The organism is Streptomyces sp. MMG1533 (assembly GCF_001279775.1).
In the GTDB taxonomy this organism is placed as follows: Bacteria; Actinomycetota; Actinomycetes; order Streptomycetales; family Streptomycetaceae; genus Streptomyces.
In genome coordinates, this window is the sequence record NZ_LGDG01000223.1 from 68,464 (window position 1) to 81,162 (window position 12,699).

A 12,699-nucleotide genomic window follows, 5' to 3' on the forward strand; every position below is an offset into this window, starting at 1 on the left:
TGCTCGCGGGGTGCTCGCGGTTTCGGCGAGCAGTTGTCCGAGCACCTGGTCGAGCAGCTGTGACCTGCGGTCGAGCAGTGCCGAGCACCCCGCGAGCAGTGCGCATATCAGGTCAGAACGGTCAACGCTTCGAGCTTGTAGCCGCGCGGGTTGATCAGGCCGTCGATGTCGCCGATAGGGACCGGAGCGCCGACCCCGACGTCCTTGAGGAGCTTCCTCAGCTCGGCCACGGTGAGGTCCTCGTACAGGTCCGGGTTGAACTCGGCGAGCGCTTCGGCGAGCGGCTCGGGGCGGATCCGCTCGACGCCGGCCTCGGCCATGACCTCGATGGCGTCGAACACGATCTGTCGGTCGCCCGGGATGCGCTTCTCCCCCGATCCGCCGTCGGCGAGGTGGAGCAGACCGGCGGCGGCGAGCGTGTCCCGGTCGAACCACGGTCGGCCCGCGGCCTTGCGGTCGGCGACGGACTGCTGGATGCCGCTGCGGCTGTGCTCGTTCCACCCGTACAGCAGCGGCCGGTCGAGCCCCGGGCCCTTGATGTAGGACTGTCCGGCGTCGTTCTTGATGTCCTTGTTCTGCGCCGGGACGAGCCGGTCGGGGCGGAAGCCCTTCGCGGCGGCGCCCTGGCCGAGGACGATGCGGATGTCGTCCCACCGGGAGGCGAGCATGATCTTCGTGGTGAAGGTGTCGGCGATCGCGTCACCCATGGCGTCCGAGGTGGCGTCCTGGCCGGCGGCCACCACGTAAATGCCAGACTGCTTGCCGATCCGCAGCAGCTCGATGAACCGCTCCTTGGCCAACGGGCTCATATAGATGAACTCGTCGAAGAACCCGATGATCGCCGGGTGCTCCCGGGTGGCCACCCACGTGTCGCCCATGCCGAGCCGGTTTCGCACGACGTTGCGGCCCTTGGCCATCTTCACCAGGTGCTCCAGCCACTCCTCGCAGGCCCTGTTGCCGCGGATCGGCGGGGCGGCCATGACGCCTTCGAACTCGCGCAGACCATCCTTGACGGGGTCGAAGTCGAGGGCGATCGCGTTGTGGCAGGCGGTGATGACTTCGGCCAGGTCGCGCAGCACGCCGGTGGACTTGGCGGCGCCGGAGACGCCGATGACGAGGATCCGCTGGCCTTCGATGACGAGGGTGAGGTCGCTGCTGTCCATGCAGCGGCCGAAGTGGTGGGCGTCGGCGATGTCGAGGCTGTTCGGGGCGTGCACCCGGGGCTTCGGCATATCCTCGAACGGGTTGCCGGTGACGAGGCGCAGCACGATGTGCGCGGACTCGGCCGGGTCGGGGTCGATGAGCGTGCCGCCAGCCTTGATGTTGAAGTGGGCGTCCAACTGCTCGGCGACGGCGTTGACCTTGCCGGGGGTGGAGCCCTTGAGGACAACGTCGATCTCCCAGAACTTGCCGCGGAAGCCGAGCGCCCGGATGGCACGGGTGCCGATTCCTTCCCACGCGAAGGCGCGGGACACGCAGTCCTCGACCATGCCGGGCGAGGTGCACAGGGCAAGCGGGAACGGCTCGTCGGACTCGGGGTTGTCCTGGTCGGCGATCATCTGCATGGGGCCGATCTCGGGCCGGTTGACCCGGTACCGCCCGTACATGGTGACCAGGGTGGCGGCGATCGCTGCGGTCGTCGTGGGCGGAATCACCCACGACCAGTCGAGGGCGGTCATCTCACCGAAGCGGACCAGCGCCCACCAGCCGGCCAGGTTGAGGCCGGTGGTGATGCCCGCCGTCCAGCCGAGGAGCCGCCACCGCTTCCGGCGCACGATGTCGACCTTGTTCCAGTCGGAGCTCTTCGACATGCCGCCGAGAGTCTCCTGGAGGTCGTGGGCGCGCACGTACCGCCAGCCAAGGAAGCCGACCGCACCCGCGCCGGCAAAGAACCAGCGGGCCGACAGACCACACGCCCGCCCGGTCTTCGCCGCGACGACCATCGCCGCGGAACCGGCCTGCCGGAGGACGGGCGGCCGGGACTCGTAGGGGACGACGATGCCGGGCGCGATGTCCTCACCGGACAGGTCGTCGGGCACGTGCAGCTCGCCGGGGATCACCTTGGACAGGTCCCAGTCCGGGGGGAGGTCGGGGTGCTGGTCGAGGCTCATGACGGGTCCTTCTCGACGGTCTTCTTGGCGGCGGCATCGCGGGCTGCGATGGACGCCTGACGGCTCGCTACGGGGCTGTACTTCACGTCGCCTTTGGTGCGCCGGCCGGGGCGCGCAGGCGGGTTGTAGACGCGGGGCTTCTTCGGACCGAGCACTTGCGAAGCGACCTGCGGTGATGATCCGTTTACGGAGCGCTTTTCGCGGGCCGCGTCGACGCGCGCTTCGGCGGCGTTGCGCATGCGGAAGACCTCCGCGGATTCGCCCGGCTTGGCGCCCTCGACGTCGAGCTTGGCGCGCGCCCAAACCGCGTTCGGATCGGTCTCGCCGAGGTCCGCTGCGAGCTTCTCCGCGTGCTCCCACACCTTCGGGAAGAGCCGCATGCGCCGCTCGGTGAGTTCCGTGCGCGCATCCTCGGCCGCCTTCTCCGCAGCTGCCTTCTCGGCGGCGCGACGCTTCTCCTCGGCGGTCCTCTGCGCGGCCTCCGCCTTGGCCGCCTTGTCGCGCGCCCTCCGCTCCCGGCGGGTCAGCGCGCCGTCGCGGCGGCGGATGCGGCCGTGCTCGTGAAGGTCCCACACGCCGGGGCCGGCGATCGACGCGAACGCCGTACCAAGTGCAGTGGCGGGGTCGAAGGCGTTGAGGCCGTGCCACAGGTTGATGCCAGCAGCGATGAAGGCGAGCAGCCAGGCGATGAGCCGGTAGTGCCACGACGGGCGGCCGTTGGCGACGGCAGACGCCGCACCCTTCTGCACGACCCAGGCGCCACCTTCGAGCATCAGCGGTGCGGCCATCAACCACAGCGCATCCCGGTCGTAGAAGGCGTTGAGCTGCACGGGCAGCGCGACGACAGCGCACACGCGGTAGAACCAGAGCGCGTAGGACCGCCACTTGTCATCTGCGGCAGCGATCTCTTCGGCAGCTGCTGCTGCCTGCTCCTGCTCCTCTTCGGCCTGCCGCCGGGCGTTCTCGGTAGCCCGCTCGGCTTCCTCACGCTTCCGGTTGGCCTCGGCGATCCGGGCCTCGTGCTCGGCAGACTTCTGTTCCAGCTGCATGCGCTGGCGCTCGTTGGCGAGGCGCTGCTTCTCCGCCTCGGCTGCCGCTTTGAGCTCGATGGCCTTGGCTTCGGCTTCGGCCTTGATGCGGCGCTCTTCGCTCTCGGCCCAGGCGCGGGCTCGGATCGCTTCAGCTTCGGCCTGGGCGATCGTGTCCGACTTCGCCGTCTCGACTGCCGGCTCGGGCTGGGGGTCGCGCTGTTCCTTGACGGGCTCGGGCTCGGGTGTGGCGGGCCGCCAGTCCCCGAGTACGGGCATGGCCGGCCTCTGGTGGCCGTTCAGGGGCGGGCTGGCGGTCATGGCGGATCGGGTCCTTTCAGGTTCAGCCGCGGCGGGCGGCGCGGTAGGCGATGAACGTTGCGGTGGCGTTGGCCAGGCCGTAGGCGGTCGCGTAGAACACGCCGACGGCCGCGGCAACCGTCGCCGGGCCGGGTGCTCCGAGCTCTTCGATGGCGGACGAGACGGCGACGGCCAGCAGGGCGGAGACGACGCCGATGGCGATCAGGACGGGACGGCTCAGGCGCATGTCAGCGGCCTCCTCGGCTACGTCGGGTGGTGGTGCGCCGGTAGCCGAAGCCGCCCGGCAGGTTCTGGGAAACGGTGTTGCGGCCGGTCGAACTCCGCGTCCACCGCGGCCCGTTGCCGCCGCCCAGCGTCACCGACCAGGAGCGCCGGTTGATGTTCAGGCGGACCCCGGGCAGGATCCGGAACGACTTGCGGAATGTGAGCGGCATCAGACGGCCGCCGATCCGTGACGACTGTGATCGGTGGCCATCTCCCGCAGGACGGCAAGCCGCTCGGGCGCATGGTTGCGGGTGGCGCGGATCTCGACCGTGCAGCCCTGCGCCGAGCACCGGTACGCCTCGGTGGTCGCAGCCTTCGTGATCTGCCCGGTGAGGGTCAGGCCGGTCGACAGCATGGACAGGGCGACGGCCAGGATGGTCAGCAAGCCGACATCGTGGCCAGCGAGGTTTACGGCCGTGGTTCCGGTGAGCACGGCGGTCGCGGCACCGCCGATCGCCTCGATGATGTGGGGCTTCTTCATGACTTCCTCTCAGGCGGGCGCGCTGGTACGCGCCTTGTGGAATTCGCGGACGAACTCGTCGGTCAGCCCGGAGCCGACAGCCGCGCCGACTGGGCCGATCCCGGTCACCGAGGCGGCCCACAGCTCCAACCACGCGGCCCGGATGGCCAGGTAGTTGATGACCGGGCGGGCGCAGCGGACCGTGAACACGACCGCCCCGAGCGCGCACATGACGGTCAGGGCGAGGGCCCGCAGCGCCCACCGGCCCGCCCACACGGCCGCACGATGCAGCCGGCCAGGCTTCGCGGTGATCAGATAGGCGTGCACTACGGGCTCCTCTCAAGGGGTTGGGCGGATCGGGCAACCGGTCAGCCGCGCCTGCTGGGGTGCCAGACAGGCAGGTCCTTCTGCGCGGCGACGACGCGGTCGTTGGCGGCGACGAACTTGTCGGAGTCGGGATCGGTGTGGGTGGCCAGTTCGGCCTTCGCGTCGCGGTACTCGGCACGCTCGGCAGACGACTTGCTGAAGCGGCCCATCAGGGCTCCTCTCGTTGGGTGGTGGAACGCTGGCGCGGTTCCCCTCACCGCCGGTACGAGACCGGCGGATCGGGCAGCTGGTCAGCGGTTGGTGTTGTTGATGGCGTCCAGGTAGCCGTCCGTCAGCTGGCTGGCGGCCTGCGCGGTGTCGGGATCCCCGGCCGCGAGCATTCGGGTCTGGAATTCGCGGGCCTGCGCGGCACCCTGCTCGTAAGCGGCGATCTGCTGCTTGGCGTCGTCAGCCATGGGCTTCCTCTCGTGTGCTGGATGGATGGGTGGTGCGTGCCGCCCGCCCGCGTTCGAGGCGTAGACCCGGGTTCGGTCCGGCGGGGGCTGGAGGCTCAGACCTTCGGGTAGTCGTGGCCCTTGGGCGGGTAGTCGGCGCCGCCCTGCCCGTGCAGGCCCTGCGTGACGACCCTGGCGAAGTCGCTGAGACCCTCGGTGTCACGGATTTCACGGACGCTGTCCATCAGCCGGTGGCCGCGCTCCACGTCGGAGTTCCGCTCGACGTCGTTGTTCTTGCGTCCCATCTGGTTCCTCCTGGATGTCATTCGGTTTGGGTTGGTGGTGCGTGCCCTCGGCTGCTGTCGAGGCGCAGGCCCGAACTCGGCCTGCCGAAGGCTTGATGCGGTGGGCTATCGGCTGCCGACGTGCACGTGCTGGGCTCCTATGCCGGTGTGGAAGACACCCGACGAGGCCGTAATCTCTACGGTGTTGACGGCCGGCTCGGACCACGGCAGCAGCAGCCCGTCGCCTGCACGCCGGGGAACCAGGTGCAGGTGCAGGTGGAACACGGACTGGGTGGCCGCCCGGCCCTTGCTGGTGATCAGGTTGGCGCTCACCAAGTCGTGTGCCTGGGCGAGTTCGGCGGCACGCTTGGCCGTCGCACCGGTGACATCCGGATCGGTGGTGAAATCCGCGACGTGGATGCGGGGAACGACGAGGACGTGCCCATCGGTCGCCGGGTTCAGCGGCGTGAACGCCACCGCATCCGGCCAGTCGCGGACCACCTCGGCCGGGGCATCCCCGGCCACGATCCGGCAGAACACACAGCCGCCCATCACGCCGCTGCCGGGTAGTCGAAGCCGTCGAGCTCAGCCAGCAGCTCCGGGTCGAGGGCGGCGGCGTTGCGGCGGAGGAGCCGCATCTGCTCGCGGTCACCATCAGACCGGGCCGACTGGTACGAGGCGACGATCTGCGCCTCAACAGGCATCGCGGCGCGACGCTTCCGGCCGAGTTCCGACGCGGCGAGATCGGCGTCAAACAGCAGGGACGTAGACATGGGGGTGCCTTTCGAGTGGTCAACAAGGTGGGGTGGTTCGGGATTGGGAGCCGCGGTGGCGGGACGGGGGGATTGTCGGACCGCCACCGCGGCCGTCTTGGGGGGTTAGGCCTTCGGCCGGGACTCGGAGCGGCGGTTGACCTCTGCGAGCTTGCGACGCAGCTCCGCCCACTGGTCGGCCGTCATCGCGACTCCTCGACGGGCACGACCACGAAGCGGTCACGGTCCAAGTCCATGCGGACAGTCGCCGGAGTTCCGGACCGGGTCAGCTCGGCCGCCTTCTCCTCCGCCGGCCAGGAACCGCGCGGGCTACCGGCCGCAAACTCGGCGTACACCTCGCGGGCCATCAGACGCCACCGCCGATCAGGTGCAGCATCCCGGCGGTCTTGAGCTCCGCACGAGCGCCGGCCATCGCGTCGACGACGCACAGCATCCGGTCGTACTCGCCAGGCGCCATCCATGCCGTCGACTTCGCCAGCATCCGGTACGTCACCTCGGCATCCGTGTACCGGGCCAGCGCGCCGAGGGCCGCCTCCAACAGCCGGATCTGATGCCGCAGAGAAGCGATCTCCCTCATCGTGGAGTGGAAGGATCCCTCCGCGGCGGCCCGGTCCAGCTCCGGCAGCGACAGATCCCGCATCGTCGCGAGATCCGCGCGGATGCCCTCCGACTGGATCCACAGCGACTCTTCCAGGCGGCCGATCTGTGCACGCAGCAGATCCGCGGGAGACGCCAGCTTCACATCCAGGCCGCAGGCCAGCGACTCGACGCCAGCCGGAAGCGGGGCGGTGGGGCGGTGGTGATCGGCGCGCGTCGGCGCACCGGTAAGCTGCTTCGTAGCCATGAGGGGACCCTTCAGAGATTCCTCGTGGTGAGGGCCGGCCTGCGATGTAGGAGTCGCGGTGTCCGGCCCGTCTTCTTTTGTGGGGTGCCGTCCGCGGACTGGGTCCGGTAGGAGTGGACGACGAAGTTGCCGTCTTCTAGGTGTCGCCTTGAAGACTTGGTACGACCGTAGAGGGCTCGCGGCGGCGAGTCAAGCGCCCAACTCAACTCTTCTAGTTGCGTCTTGAGTGGGCGTCGGATGGCCCGTACTCTCGCGTCATGGCCGACTCCCCCGACGCTCCCTTCACCCGCTACGACGAGCAGCTGCGCGCGATCACTGACCTGAATGAGCGCTGGGCCGCCTACCTCAGCCTCGCCGAGTTCCTCGAGGACGAGCTGGAGCTGTGGCGGAGGCGGCAGCGTCAGGAGATCGCTCTGGGCTTCCGCGACGAGGGGAAGACATGGAAGGAGATCGGGGAGGCCATGGGAGACGTCTCGCTCCAACGCGCCTTCCAGTACGGCAAGGGAGAGTGACCGGGAATCCATGGGATCGAGTCTTCGCGTGCGTGCGCGCCCAGGCCATGAAGACCCCGTGCAGCAACATGCAGTGATCATGCAGCGGACATGCAGACACCATGCAGTCCCGTTGCGAGAAGGCCCACGACAGCGGCTCGGGAGCCGATAGTGGACGTCGTACAGCAGTGGAACGGGCAGCAAGCGGCCTGGCTCCAGGAAGCATTCGACATGACCCAGGAAGAGTTCGCGGGTCGCCTCGGAGTATCGGTGCGCAGCGTCGCCAATTGGCACGCCTCGCCGAACATGATTCCGCAGCGCGAAACGCAGCGAATCCTGGACACGGCTTACGAGAAGGCAGGTGATGCGGTGCGCAGGCGGTTTATCCATTTGTCGCGGATAGCGGCGCCACAGCCGGAGGCGCAGGCGTTGCGGGTGGCGATCGCCGTGGTCCGCCGGGGCGGTGACGTGCTGCTTGTGTGCAGGCAGGACGGCGATGACATCACCTGGCAGTTCCCGGCGGGCATCGTGAAGCCGGGCGGCTCGGCGGCGAAAGTCGCGGTCCGGGAAACCCTGGACGAGACCGGCATTCACTGCATGGTCCGCGAGCACTTGGGTGAACGGCTCCATCCGATCACGCGCGCGCTCTGCTCATACTTCATTTGCGATTACGTGCACGGCGAGGCGATCAATGGGGATTCCTCCGAGAACGTCGCCGTGGCGTGGGCCCCGATAGACGGGCTCGCGCGCTACATCCCCAACGACCGCATCTACCCGCCGATCCTCGAGGCACTGGAGGCCACCGTATGACCACCGAGACGAAGAAGCCCGACGTGTCCGCCGCGATCATCACCGACGGTGAGCGTGTCCTGATGGTGCGCCGCCGCGTGAAGGAGGGCGAACTGTCCTGGCAGTTCCCGGCCGGCGGCGTCGAGGACGGGGAGACGGCGGAGCAGGCTGCCGTGCGGGAGACGCTCGAGGAGACGGGCCTGACGGTGAAGGTCGTGAAGTACATCGGCGACCGGGTGCACCCGAAGTCCGGCAAGTTCATGGCGTACACGGCATGCAAGACGGTGTCCGGCGAGGCGTATGTCGCCGACGCTGACGAGCTCGACAAGGTGGCCTGGGTGCGACACGAGGAGATCCCCGGCCTGGTGCCCTACGGCCTGTTCGAGCCGGTTCAGGAGTACCTCGACGAGGCGTTGTCGCAGTAGGAGCCCCGTCAGGCGGGCCGCAAATGTGACGCCGAACACAGCAATCACAGTGTGAGCAGGCGCGACAATTGATCCGTCCTCAAAAGCGAGCGGCCCGGTGCGCGAACACCGGGCCGGATCGAACCGGCGAGCGCGAACTCGCCGATCCACAACCACTCCCCGCTAGAGAAGAGGCCAGATGCACACCTTACTGCGCAAGGCTGCCCACGCGCCTGCGTCATACGCCACACCCGCCCTGTCGCCGGACCGCATCCTCGACGCCCCGCTCGCCGACCTGCTCTCCGAGGCCGGCGCGGAGATCGTGCCGAGTTCGATCGCCGACCGCACCTTCTTCGGGGCGGTCGTGCAGCGGAAGAACGGCGAGCTGTACCTGTCGATGCCGACGGGGCGCTCCGAGCTGGAGCACGACACAGTGGCCCGCTACTTGCTGGCGCAGGTCTTCGACGTCGGCCTGCCGGGGCTGCCGGAGCCGTTCGTCACGAGTCGGATCTGACGGCGAATTGCCGGGCGGAATGGCCGACTTGGGCCACATCCGCCACCTAGAATTGCAGCAAAAAGAAGCGGCCGGACGGGGCTCATTCCGTCCGGCCGCTTTGCCTATCCAAAGCGGGTCGCCACCCGCTTCGTTCGCCCTCACCGCCAAGCGAGGTATACGCATGACGATACCGATGACGCCGCAATGTCGCCACCAGGCGGTGGCCAGTTGAGGACGTTCCGCTCCAAGCCGAAGAGCGGCTGGACGCCGACCAGTAACCAGCATGTCGCCCGGAACTACGTCCTGAGTCTGAAGGCGAAGGGCCTGCTCGTCACCTTCCTGTCTCAGCCCGACGGTAGCGGGATGACTGTCGAGCGGCTCGCCTACCTCCACAAGGCCGCAGGCGGCAAAGGCGAGGGCGAGCACGCGATCCGCGAGGCCCTGAAGGAGCTGCGGGCCGCCGGCTTGGTGACGCATGCGAAGGAGAAGGGCAAGGGCGGGCGGTGGCAGACGACGACGCTCGTGAGCGACACCCCGGAGGGCCTGTTGCTGCTGCTGAAGCAGATCTCACCGGACCCCTAATTTTCCGGGAGCCGGACGCTCCGGGTGCCGGACTGTCCGGAGTCCCGCGATTGGGGGGTCAACTACGTAAGACCACTACCTGGAAGAAGGCTGGCTGGAATATCCCGCTCCTCGAAGAGGAGACGCCTTCCTCGCTTCCCGCCAGCTGTTCGCGCGGGCGCACGCGAGGGCAAGCAGGCGCAGCAGCTCGCCTTCTTCCCGCTGCGGTCGGTGTCCTGACGGTCACCCGAACGTCTCGTCTGCGTCGGGCGGGACCCCTGGTGTCGCCCGCCTGTGGCCCCGCTCACAGACGCCGTCGACGGCTTGGCGGAGCGTCTCCTTCCGCTGGACGCTGCTGGCCTCAACTCCCTGCGCCACAGCCGAGGTTGCCGTGAACTGTCCAAGCCCGAAATGCGGTTCGTCGAACGTCCAACTCCTGTCGCACTACGTGGACGGTCTGCCTACCGGGTCACCGCACAGGTCCACCTACGCGGAGCCGGCCGGGGCCGACGGTTCGTATCTGCTGGCGGCGGGGCTGGCTCTGGTGGGGTTGTACGCGCTGGTGTCGGGCGAGATCCTCGCGGGACTGGTGGCGCTCGCCGCTGGGGGTGGCTGGGGTTTCGTGATCCACAAGAAGGCGGAGGCGAGCGACCACGCCCGGGCCGCGTGGGCGAACCGCAGGATCTGCCTGGCGTGCACGGAGCAGTGGGTGCCGTAGGCGGCCGAGCAAGGCCCGGGCCACTTCGAACGCGGTGGCGCTTGGATGCGTACAAGAGGGCTAGTCGGATGGGTGCAGGTCATCCCCAAGGGGGAAGAATTCGACAGATGAGCCGTCTGGCTGGACAGCGGCTAGTGACGGCGGTCACAGTGTCAGACCCTGATGGGACACTACTGTCATCGAGAAAGCTACCGGGGGGTAGGGGCGATTCAGATGACCATCCAAGAGCAGCGGGCTTCGGATCACGACGACGACGTCATCACCGAACTGTCCGAGGAAGAGTTCCGTGAGGCCGCCTACGCGGCCCTGGACCGGATCGGTCTGACCTACGCAGAGCTGCGGGACATGGCGCGCCGGCGCGACTTCAGCTCAGCGCAGGCACAGTCGCTGTGGGTATCTATCGGCGGCGCACTTGATCTCTGACAAGCTTCGCAACCAGACGAACAGATTCGCCAAGGAGATCCAGAATCTCCTGAACTGCACCATCGCTAATCACGTCCAGATAAAGGCGGTCGCGCTCTCCAAGGGCGACGACCGCCTTTTCGCGCTCGGGCACCTGATCGACAAGACCACGATGACGGCGCAGCGTTTCCGGCTGAAACCGCGGGCACCGAAGGTCGAGCTGTGGATGGACGTCAGCTTCCAGCTGCGCCTCGACGCCGAGCGCGAGCACCTGATGGTCCACAAGTCGTTCTTCGGCGTGTTCGGCTCACAGGATGCAAAGCACGGGCTGTTCCACTACGACTACGAGCGAGACAAGGCGGACGGCTACCCGGACGCTCACCTGCAGGTGTACGGGGCGTCGGAGCTGTTCGGCACGCTGAATGATCCGAAGACGGATACAGGCCGGTCGTTCGCGCAGCTGCACTTCCCGGTAGGCGGGAAACGCTTCCGTCCCTGCCTGGAGGACATCATCGAGTTCTTGGCAGTGGAACGCCTGGTCGAGGCACGCGACGGCTACGAGAAGGTCCTGGAGGTCGGCCGCGAAGGCTTCCGCCGGAACCAGTTGTGGGCCGCAATGCGCCGCGACCCGGATGCCGTGGCGACGTTCGTGGACCGGTACGGCGTGCCGAAGTCGTAGCGAGGCGCACGAAAAGAGGCCCGCACCCATCTGGGTGCGGGCCTTCGCCGTGTTCATCCTTTCCGTCGCCGGAGCCATCGCCGGAGTCGGTCGAGGGGTGTGGGCCGGGGTGTGGCTGGCGGGTTGCCGCGGCGGATGAGGTCGAAGTACTCCTTGCTGCTGAGGTGGCCGTCCATCCAGGCCCGGCCTGGTTCCTGCATGTCGACGGGGTCGTGATCGGAGTCGGTCACGCGTCGATCCCTTCGGGGCAGCCGATGGTGCGGCAGCCGTCATGGAGGTAGCAGCCGTGCGCGCAGCGCGGCCGGTTGTAGTCCGGCTCCTTGTCGCGGTGTGGGGCGCGGCGGACGGGCATGGTGGGCCGTTTGTGCCAGCCGGCGGGCTCGTCTTGGATGTCGGGATCCCAGGCGGCGACGGCGGCCCGTACCGCGGCCGGGTCGCGGGGGTAGCACCAGCCGTGGTCGTAGCCGAGATCATCGTCGTGGGGGACGGCGATGAGGCGGATGTTGAAGCCCTGCCAGATCCACAGGTAGCGGTGGGTGTCGTCGGCGGCGAGTTCCTCGCCCTGCCAGTGCTCATCCAGCAGTGGCTCGGGGTGGTGCGTGACGGTCATGCGGCGTGCTCCTGGTGCTGGTCGAGTTCGATTTCGTCGAAGTGGATGACGTGCCGCCGCAGGGCGATGACGACGGCGTGTGTGCGGGACCGGGCACCGAGGCGGGCGGCGGCTTCCTTCAGGCGGAGGTGGACGCCCTGCTCGGTCGTGTCGAGGCGGGCCGCGATCTGGCGGCTCGTGTAGCCGGACGCGGCCAGGCGGAGCGCGGCGAGCTGGCCGGGGCTGAGCGGCTTGCCCTCGTAGGCAGGGCTTCTCACGCCTGCCTCCCGGGCTTTGTCCGTGGCGCCCGGAGTCGCCCTTCGCGGATGGCCATCTGCCGGAGTGCTTCCTCGATGACGTGGGCGGGGACGAGGCCGGCGAAGCAGTCGCGGAGGAGCTGCTCGGTGCCGGCGCTGATGTAGCGGCGGCGGGCCGGTTTCTTCGGGAGGTGCGCGGCGGGTTTGGGTGGAATCACTGGTACTCCCTGGGGGTCTCCGTGTTGTGCCATCCGTTGCAGTGGTCGCATGCGGCCGGTGTGTGGTGGTGGGTGTGGGTGATGGTGGGGAGGAGTGCGGCCAACGCGTGGTCGCGGGTGGTGTAGCGGGGTTGGCGGGTGGGGCAGGCGGGTGGGCGGGTCGTTTTGGGGGGGTGGGGGAGGCAGGGGGGGGGGGGGATGACGGGGTGCCGGTGGTGGGGGGGGCGATGGCGGGGGGGGGGGGGGGGG

Annotated in this window: 24 protein-coding genes; 8 read left to right on the forward strand and 16 right to left on the reverse strand. The window is 68.5% G+C overall.

Going from position 1 to position 12,699, the window contains the following annotated elements; translation table 11 throughout:
- Positions 1-107: 107 nt before the first annotated feature.
- From ADK57_RS25895 to ADK57_RS25940, 13 genes are all read right to left on the reverse strand, one after another.
- Complete coding sequence (locus ADK57_RS25895) at positions 108-2,111, reverse strand: hypothetical protein (protein WP_053751968.1); 2,004 nt, start codon at positions 2,109-2,111, stop codon at positions 108-110.
- Entirely contained in the window at positions 2,108-3,460 is a 1,353-nt protein-coding gene (locus ADK57_RS25900) for a hypothetical protein (RefSeq protein WP_053751969.1), read from the reverse strand. The genes ADK57_RS25895 and ADK57_RS25900 overlap by 4 nt, the downstream gene beginning before the upstream one ends.
- A 22-nt stretch (positions 3,461-3,482) precedes the next feature.
- A complete protein-coding gene (locus ADK57_RS25905) occupies positions 3,483-3,686 on the reverse strand; it encodes a hypothetical protein (protein WP_053751970.1) in 204 nt (67 codons plus the stop codon).
- 1 nt (position 3,687) lies between these two features.
- On the reverse strand, positions 3,688-3,894 hold the full coding sequence (locus ADK57_RS25910) for a DUF4236 domain-containing protein (RefSeq protein ID WP_053751971.1): 207 nt from the start codon (positions 3,892-3,894) through the stop codon (positions 3,688-3,690).
- A complete protein-coding gene (locus ADK57_RS25915; RefSeq protein WP_053751972.1) occupies positions 3,894-4,205 on the reverse strand; it encodes a hypothetical protein in 312 nt (103 codons plus the stop codon). The genes ADK57_RS25910 and ADK57_RS25915 overlap by 1 nt, the downstream gene beginning before the upstream one ends.
- A gap of 9 nt (positions 4,206-4,214) precedes the next feature.
- Positions 4,215-4,511, reverse strand: coding sequence for a hypothetical protein (locus tag ADK57_RS25920; RefSeq protein WP_053751973.1), 297 nt, complete (start codon positions 4,509-4,511; stop codon positions 4,215-4,217).
- Positions 4,512-4,552: 41 nt separating this feature from the next.
- Positions 4,553-4,720 carry a hypothetical protein gene (locus ADK57_RS50060; RefSeq protein ID WP_159050148.1) on the reverse strand — a complete coding sequence of 56 codons (168 nt, stop codon included), beginning with the start codon at positions 4,718-4,720 and terminating at the stop codon, positions 4,553-4,555.
- Positions 4,721-4,801: 81 nt separating this feature from the next.
- Complete coding sequence (locus ADK57_RS50065; protein WP_159050149.1) at positions 4,802-4,966, reverse strand: hypothetical protein; 165 nt, start codon at positions 4,964-4,966, stop codon at positions 4,802-4,804.
- A gap of 95 nt (positions 4,967-5,061) precedes the next feature.
- Entirely contained in the window at positions 5,062-5,250 is a 189-nt protein-coding gene (locus ADK57_RS25925; RefSeq protein WP_053751974.1) for a hypothetical protein, read from the reverse strand.
- Positions 5,251-5,355: 105 nt separating this feature from the next.
- The gene (locus tag ADK57_RS25930) at positions 5,356-5,781 is read right to left on the reverse strand and encodes an HIT family protein (protein ID WP_078973336.1); all 426 of its coding nucleotides are present in this window, start codon (positions 5,779-5,781) and stop codon (positions 5,356-5,358) included.
- Positions 5,781-6,002 carry a hypothetical protein gene (locus ADK57_RS25935; protein WP_053751975.1) on the reverse strand — a complete coding sequence of 74 codons (222 nt, stop codon included), beginning with the start codon at positions 6,000-6,002 and terminating at the stop codon, positions 5,781-5,783. The genes ADK57_RS25930 and ADK57_RS25935 overlap by 1 nt, the downstream gene beginning before the upstream one ends.
- 182 nt (positions 6,003-6,184) lie before the next feature.
- Entirely contained in the window at positions 6,185-6,349 is a 165-nt protein-coding gene (locus ADK57_RS50595; RefSeq protein WP_199830685.1) for a hypothetical protein, read from the reverse strand.
- Positions 6,349-6,846 carry a hypothetical protein gene (locus ADK57_RS25940; protein WP_053751976.1) on the reverse strand — a complete coding sequence of 166 codons (498 nt, stop codon included), beginning with the start codon at positions 6,844-6,846 and terminating at the stop codon, positions 6,349-6,351. Before ADK57_RS25940 ends, ADK57_RS50595 begins: the two co-directional genes overlap by 1 nt.
- 257 nt (positions 6,847-7,103) lie before the next feature.
- Here ADK57_RS25940 and ADK57_RS25945 point away from each other — a divergent pair, with 257 nt between their 5' ends.
- The 8 genes from ADK57_RS25945 (at position 7,104) to ADK57_RS25980 (ending at position 11,386) form a co-directional block, all read left to right on the forward strand.
- Positions 7,104-7,358, forward strand: a complete 255-nt coding sequence (locus ADK57_RS25945) for a hypothetical protein (RefSeq protein ID WP_053751977.1) — start codon at positions 7,104-7,106, stop codon at positions 7,356-7,358.
- A gap of 150 nt (positions 7,359-7,508) precedes the next feature.
- Complete coding sequence (locus ADK57_RS25950; RefSeq protein WP_053751978.1) at positions 7,509-8,147, forward strand: NUDIX domain-containing protein; 639 nt, start codon at positions 7,509-7,511, stop codon at positions 8,145-8,147.
- Positions 8,144-8,551, forward strand: a complete 408-nt coding sequence (locus ADK57_RS25955) for an NUDIX hydrolase (protein WP_053751979.1) — start codon at positions 8,144-8,146, stop codon at positions 8,549-8,551. The genes ADK57_RS25950 and ADK57_RS25955 overlap by 4 nt, the downstream gene beginning before the upstream one ends.
- A 178-nt stretch (positions 8,552-8,729) precedes the next feature.
- A complete protein-coding gene (locus tag ADK57_RS25960) occupies positions 8,730-9,044 on the forward strand; it encodes a hypothetical protein (protein ID WP_053751980.1) in 315 nt (104 codons plus the stop codon).
- A 186-nt stretch (positions 9,045-9,230) separates the two neighbouring features.
- Positions 9,231-9,608, forward strand: coding sequence for a hypothetical protein (locus ADK57_RS25965; protein ID WP_159050150.1), 378 nt, complete (start codon positions 9,231-9,233; stop codon positions 9,606-9,608).
- Positions 9,609-10,035: 427 nt separating this feature from the next.
- On the forward strand, positions 10,036-10,305 hold the full coding sequence (locus ADK57_RS25970) for a hypothetical protein (protein ID WP_053751982.1): 270 nt from the start codon (positions 10,036-10,038) through the stop codon (positions 10,303-10,305).
- A 213-nt stretch (positions 10,306-10,518) separates the two neighbouring features.
- The gene (locus tag ADK57_RS25975) at positions 10,519-10,728 is read left to right on the forward strand and encodes a hypothetical protein (RefSeq protein ID WP_053751983.1); all 210 of its coding nucleotides are present in this window, start codon (positions 10,519-10,521) and stop codon (positions 10,726-10,728) included.
- On the forward strand, positions 10,718-11,386 hold the full coding sequence (locus ADK57_RS25980) for a hypothetical protein (protein ID WP_053751984.1): 669 nt from the start codon (positions 10,718-10,720) through the stop codon (positions 11,384-11,386). The genes ADK57_RS25975 and ADK57_RS25980 overlap by 11 nt, the downstream gene beginning before the upstream one ends.
- Positions 11,387-11,612: 226 nt before the next feature.
- Here ADK57_RS25980 and ADK57_RS25985 read toward each other — a convergent pair whose 3' ends face one another.
- The 3 genes from ADK57_RS25985 to ADK57_RS50070 are packed head-to-tail and all read right to left on the reverse strand — an operon-like array spanning position 11,613 to position 12,450.
- Complete coding sequence (locus ADK57_RS25985) at positions 11,613-11,996, reverse strand: hypothetical protein (RefSeq protein WP_053751985.1); 384 nt, start codon at positions 11,994-11,996, stop codon at positions 11,613-11,615.
- Positions 11,993-12,253 carry a helix-turn-helix domain-containing protein gene (locus ADK57_RS25990; RefSeq protein ID WP_053751986.1) on the reverse strand — a complete coding sequence of 87 codons (261 nt, stop codon included), beginning with the start codon at positions 12,251-12,253 and terminating at the stop codon, positions 11,993-11,995. Before ADK57_RS25990 ends, ADK57_RS25985 begins: the two co-directional genes overlap by 4 nt.
- Complete coding sequence (locus ADK57_RS50070; protein ID WP_159050151.1) at positions 12,250-12,450, reverse strand: hypothetical protein; 201 nt, start codon at positions 12,448-12,450, stop codon at positions 12,250-12,252. Before ADK57_RS50070 ends, ADK57_RS25990 begins: the two co-directional genes overlap by 4 nt.
- Positions 12,451-12,699 lie beyond the last annotated feature (249 nt).

What these genes read in the sequence shown, in the direction of transcription:
- ADK57_RS25895 (WP_053751968.1), bottom strand. Translation starts at nt 2,111, where the DNA reads ATGAGCCTCGACCAGCACCCCGACCTCCCCCCGGACTGGGACCTGTCC.
- ADK57_RS25900 (WP_053751969.1), bottom strand. Translation starts at nt 3,460, where the DNA reads ATGACCGCCAGCCCGCCCCTGAACGGCCACCAGAGGCCGGCCATGCCC.
- ADK57_RS25905 (WP_053751970.1), bottom strand. Translation starts at nt 3,686, where the DNA reads ATGCGCCTGAGCCGTCCCGTCCTGATCGCCATCGGCGTCGTCTCCGCC.
- ADK57_RS25910 (WP_053751971.1), bottom strand. Translation starts at nt 3,894, where the DNA reads ATGCCGCTCACATTCCGCAAGTCGTTCCGGATCCTGCCCGGGGTCCGC.
- ADK57_RS25915 (WP_053751972.1), bottom strand. Translation starts at nt 4,205, where the DNA reads ATGAAGAAGCCCCACATCATCGAGGCGATCGGCGGTGCCGCGACCGCC.
- ADK57_RS50060 (WP_159050148.1), bottom strand. Translation starts at nt 4,720, where the DNA reads ATGGGCCGCTTCAGCAAGTCGTCTGCCGAGCGTGCCGAGTACCGCGAC.
- ADK57_RS50065 (WP_159050149.1), bottom strand. Translation starts at nt 4,966, where the DNA reads ATGGCTGACGACGCCAAGCAGCAGATCGCCGCTTACGAGCAGGGTGCC.
- ADK57_RS25925 (WP_053751974.1), bottom strand. Translation starts at nt 5,250, where the DNA reads ATGGGACGCAAGAACAACGACGTCGAGCGGAACTCCGACGTGGAGCGC.
- ADK57_RS25930 (WP_078973336.1), bottom strand. Translation starts at nt 5,781, where the DNA reads ATGGGCGGCTGTGTGTTCTGCCGGATCGTGGCCGGGGATGCCCCGGCC.
- ADK57_RS25935 (WP_053751975.1), bottom strand. Translation starts at nt 6,002, where the DNA reads ATGTCTACGTCCCTGCTGTTTGACGCCGATCTCGCCGCGTCGGAACTC.
- ADK57_RS50595 (WP_199830685.1), bottom strand. Translation starts at nt 6,349, where the DNA reads ATGGCCCGCGAGGTGTACGCCGAGTTTGCGGCCGGTAGCCCGCGCGGT.
- ADK57_RS25940 (WP_053751976.1), bottom strand. Translation starts at nt 6,846, where the DNA reads ATGGCTACGAAGCAGCTTACCGGTGCGCCGACGCGCGCCGATCACCAC.
- ADK57_RS25945 (WP_053751977.1), top strand. Translation starts at nt 7,104, where the DNA reads ATGGCCGACTCCCCCGACGCTCCCTTCACCCGCTACGACGAGCAGCTG.
- ADK57_RS25955 (WP_053751979.1), top strand. Translation starts at nt 8,144, where the DNA reads ATGACCACCGAGACGAAGAAGCCCGACGTGTCCGCCGCGATCATCACC.
- ADK57_RS25960 (WP_053751980.1), top strand. Translation starts at nt 8,730, where the DNA reads ATGCACACCTTACTGCGCAAGGCTGCCCACGCGCCTGCGTCATACGCC.
- ADK57_RS25965 (WP_159050150.1), top strand. Translation starts at nt 9,231, where the DNA reads ATGTCGCCACCAGGCGGTGGCCAGTTGAGGACGTTCCGCTCCAAGCCG.
- ADK57_RS25975 (WP_053751983.1), top strand. Translation starts at nt 10,519, where the DNA reads ATGACCATCCAAGAGCAGCGGGCTTCGGATCACGACGACGACGTCATC.
- ADK57_RS25985 (WP_053751985.1), bottom strand. Translation starts at nt 11,996, where the DNA reads ATGACCGTCACGCACCACCCCGAGCCACTGCTGGATGAGCACTGGCAG.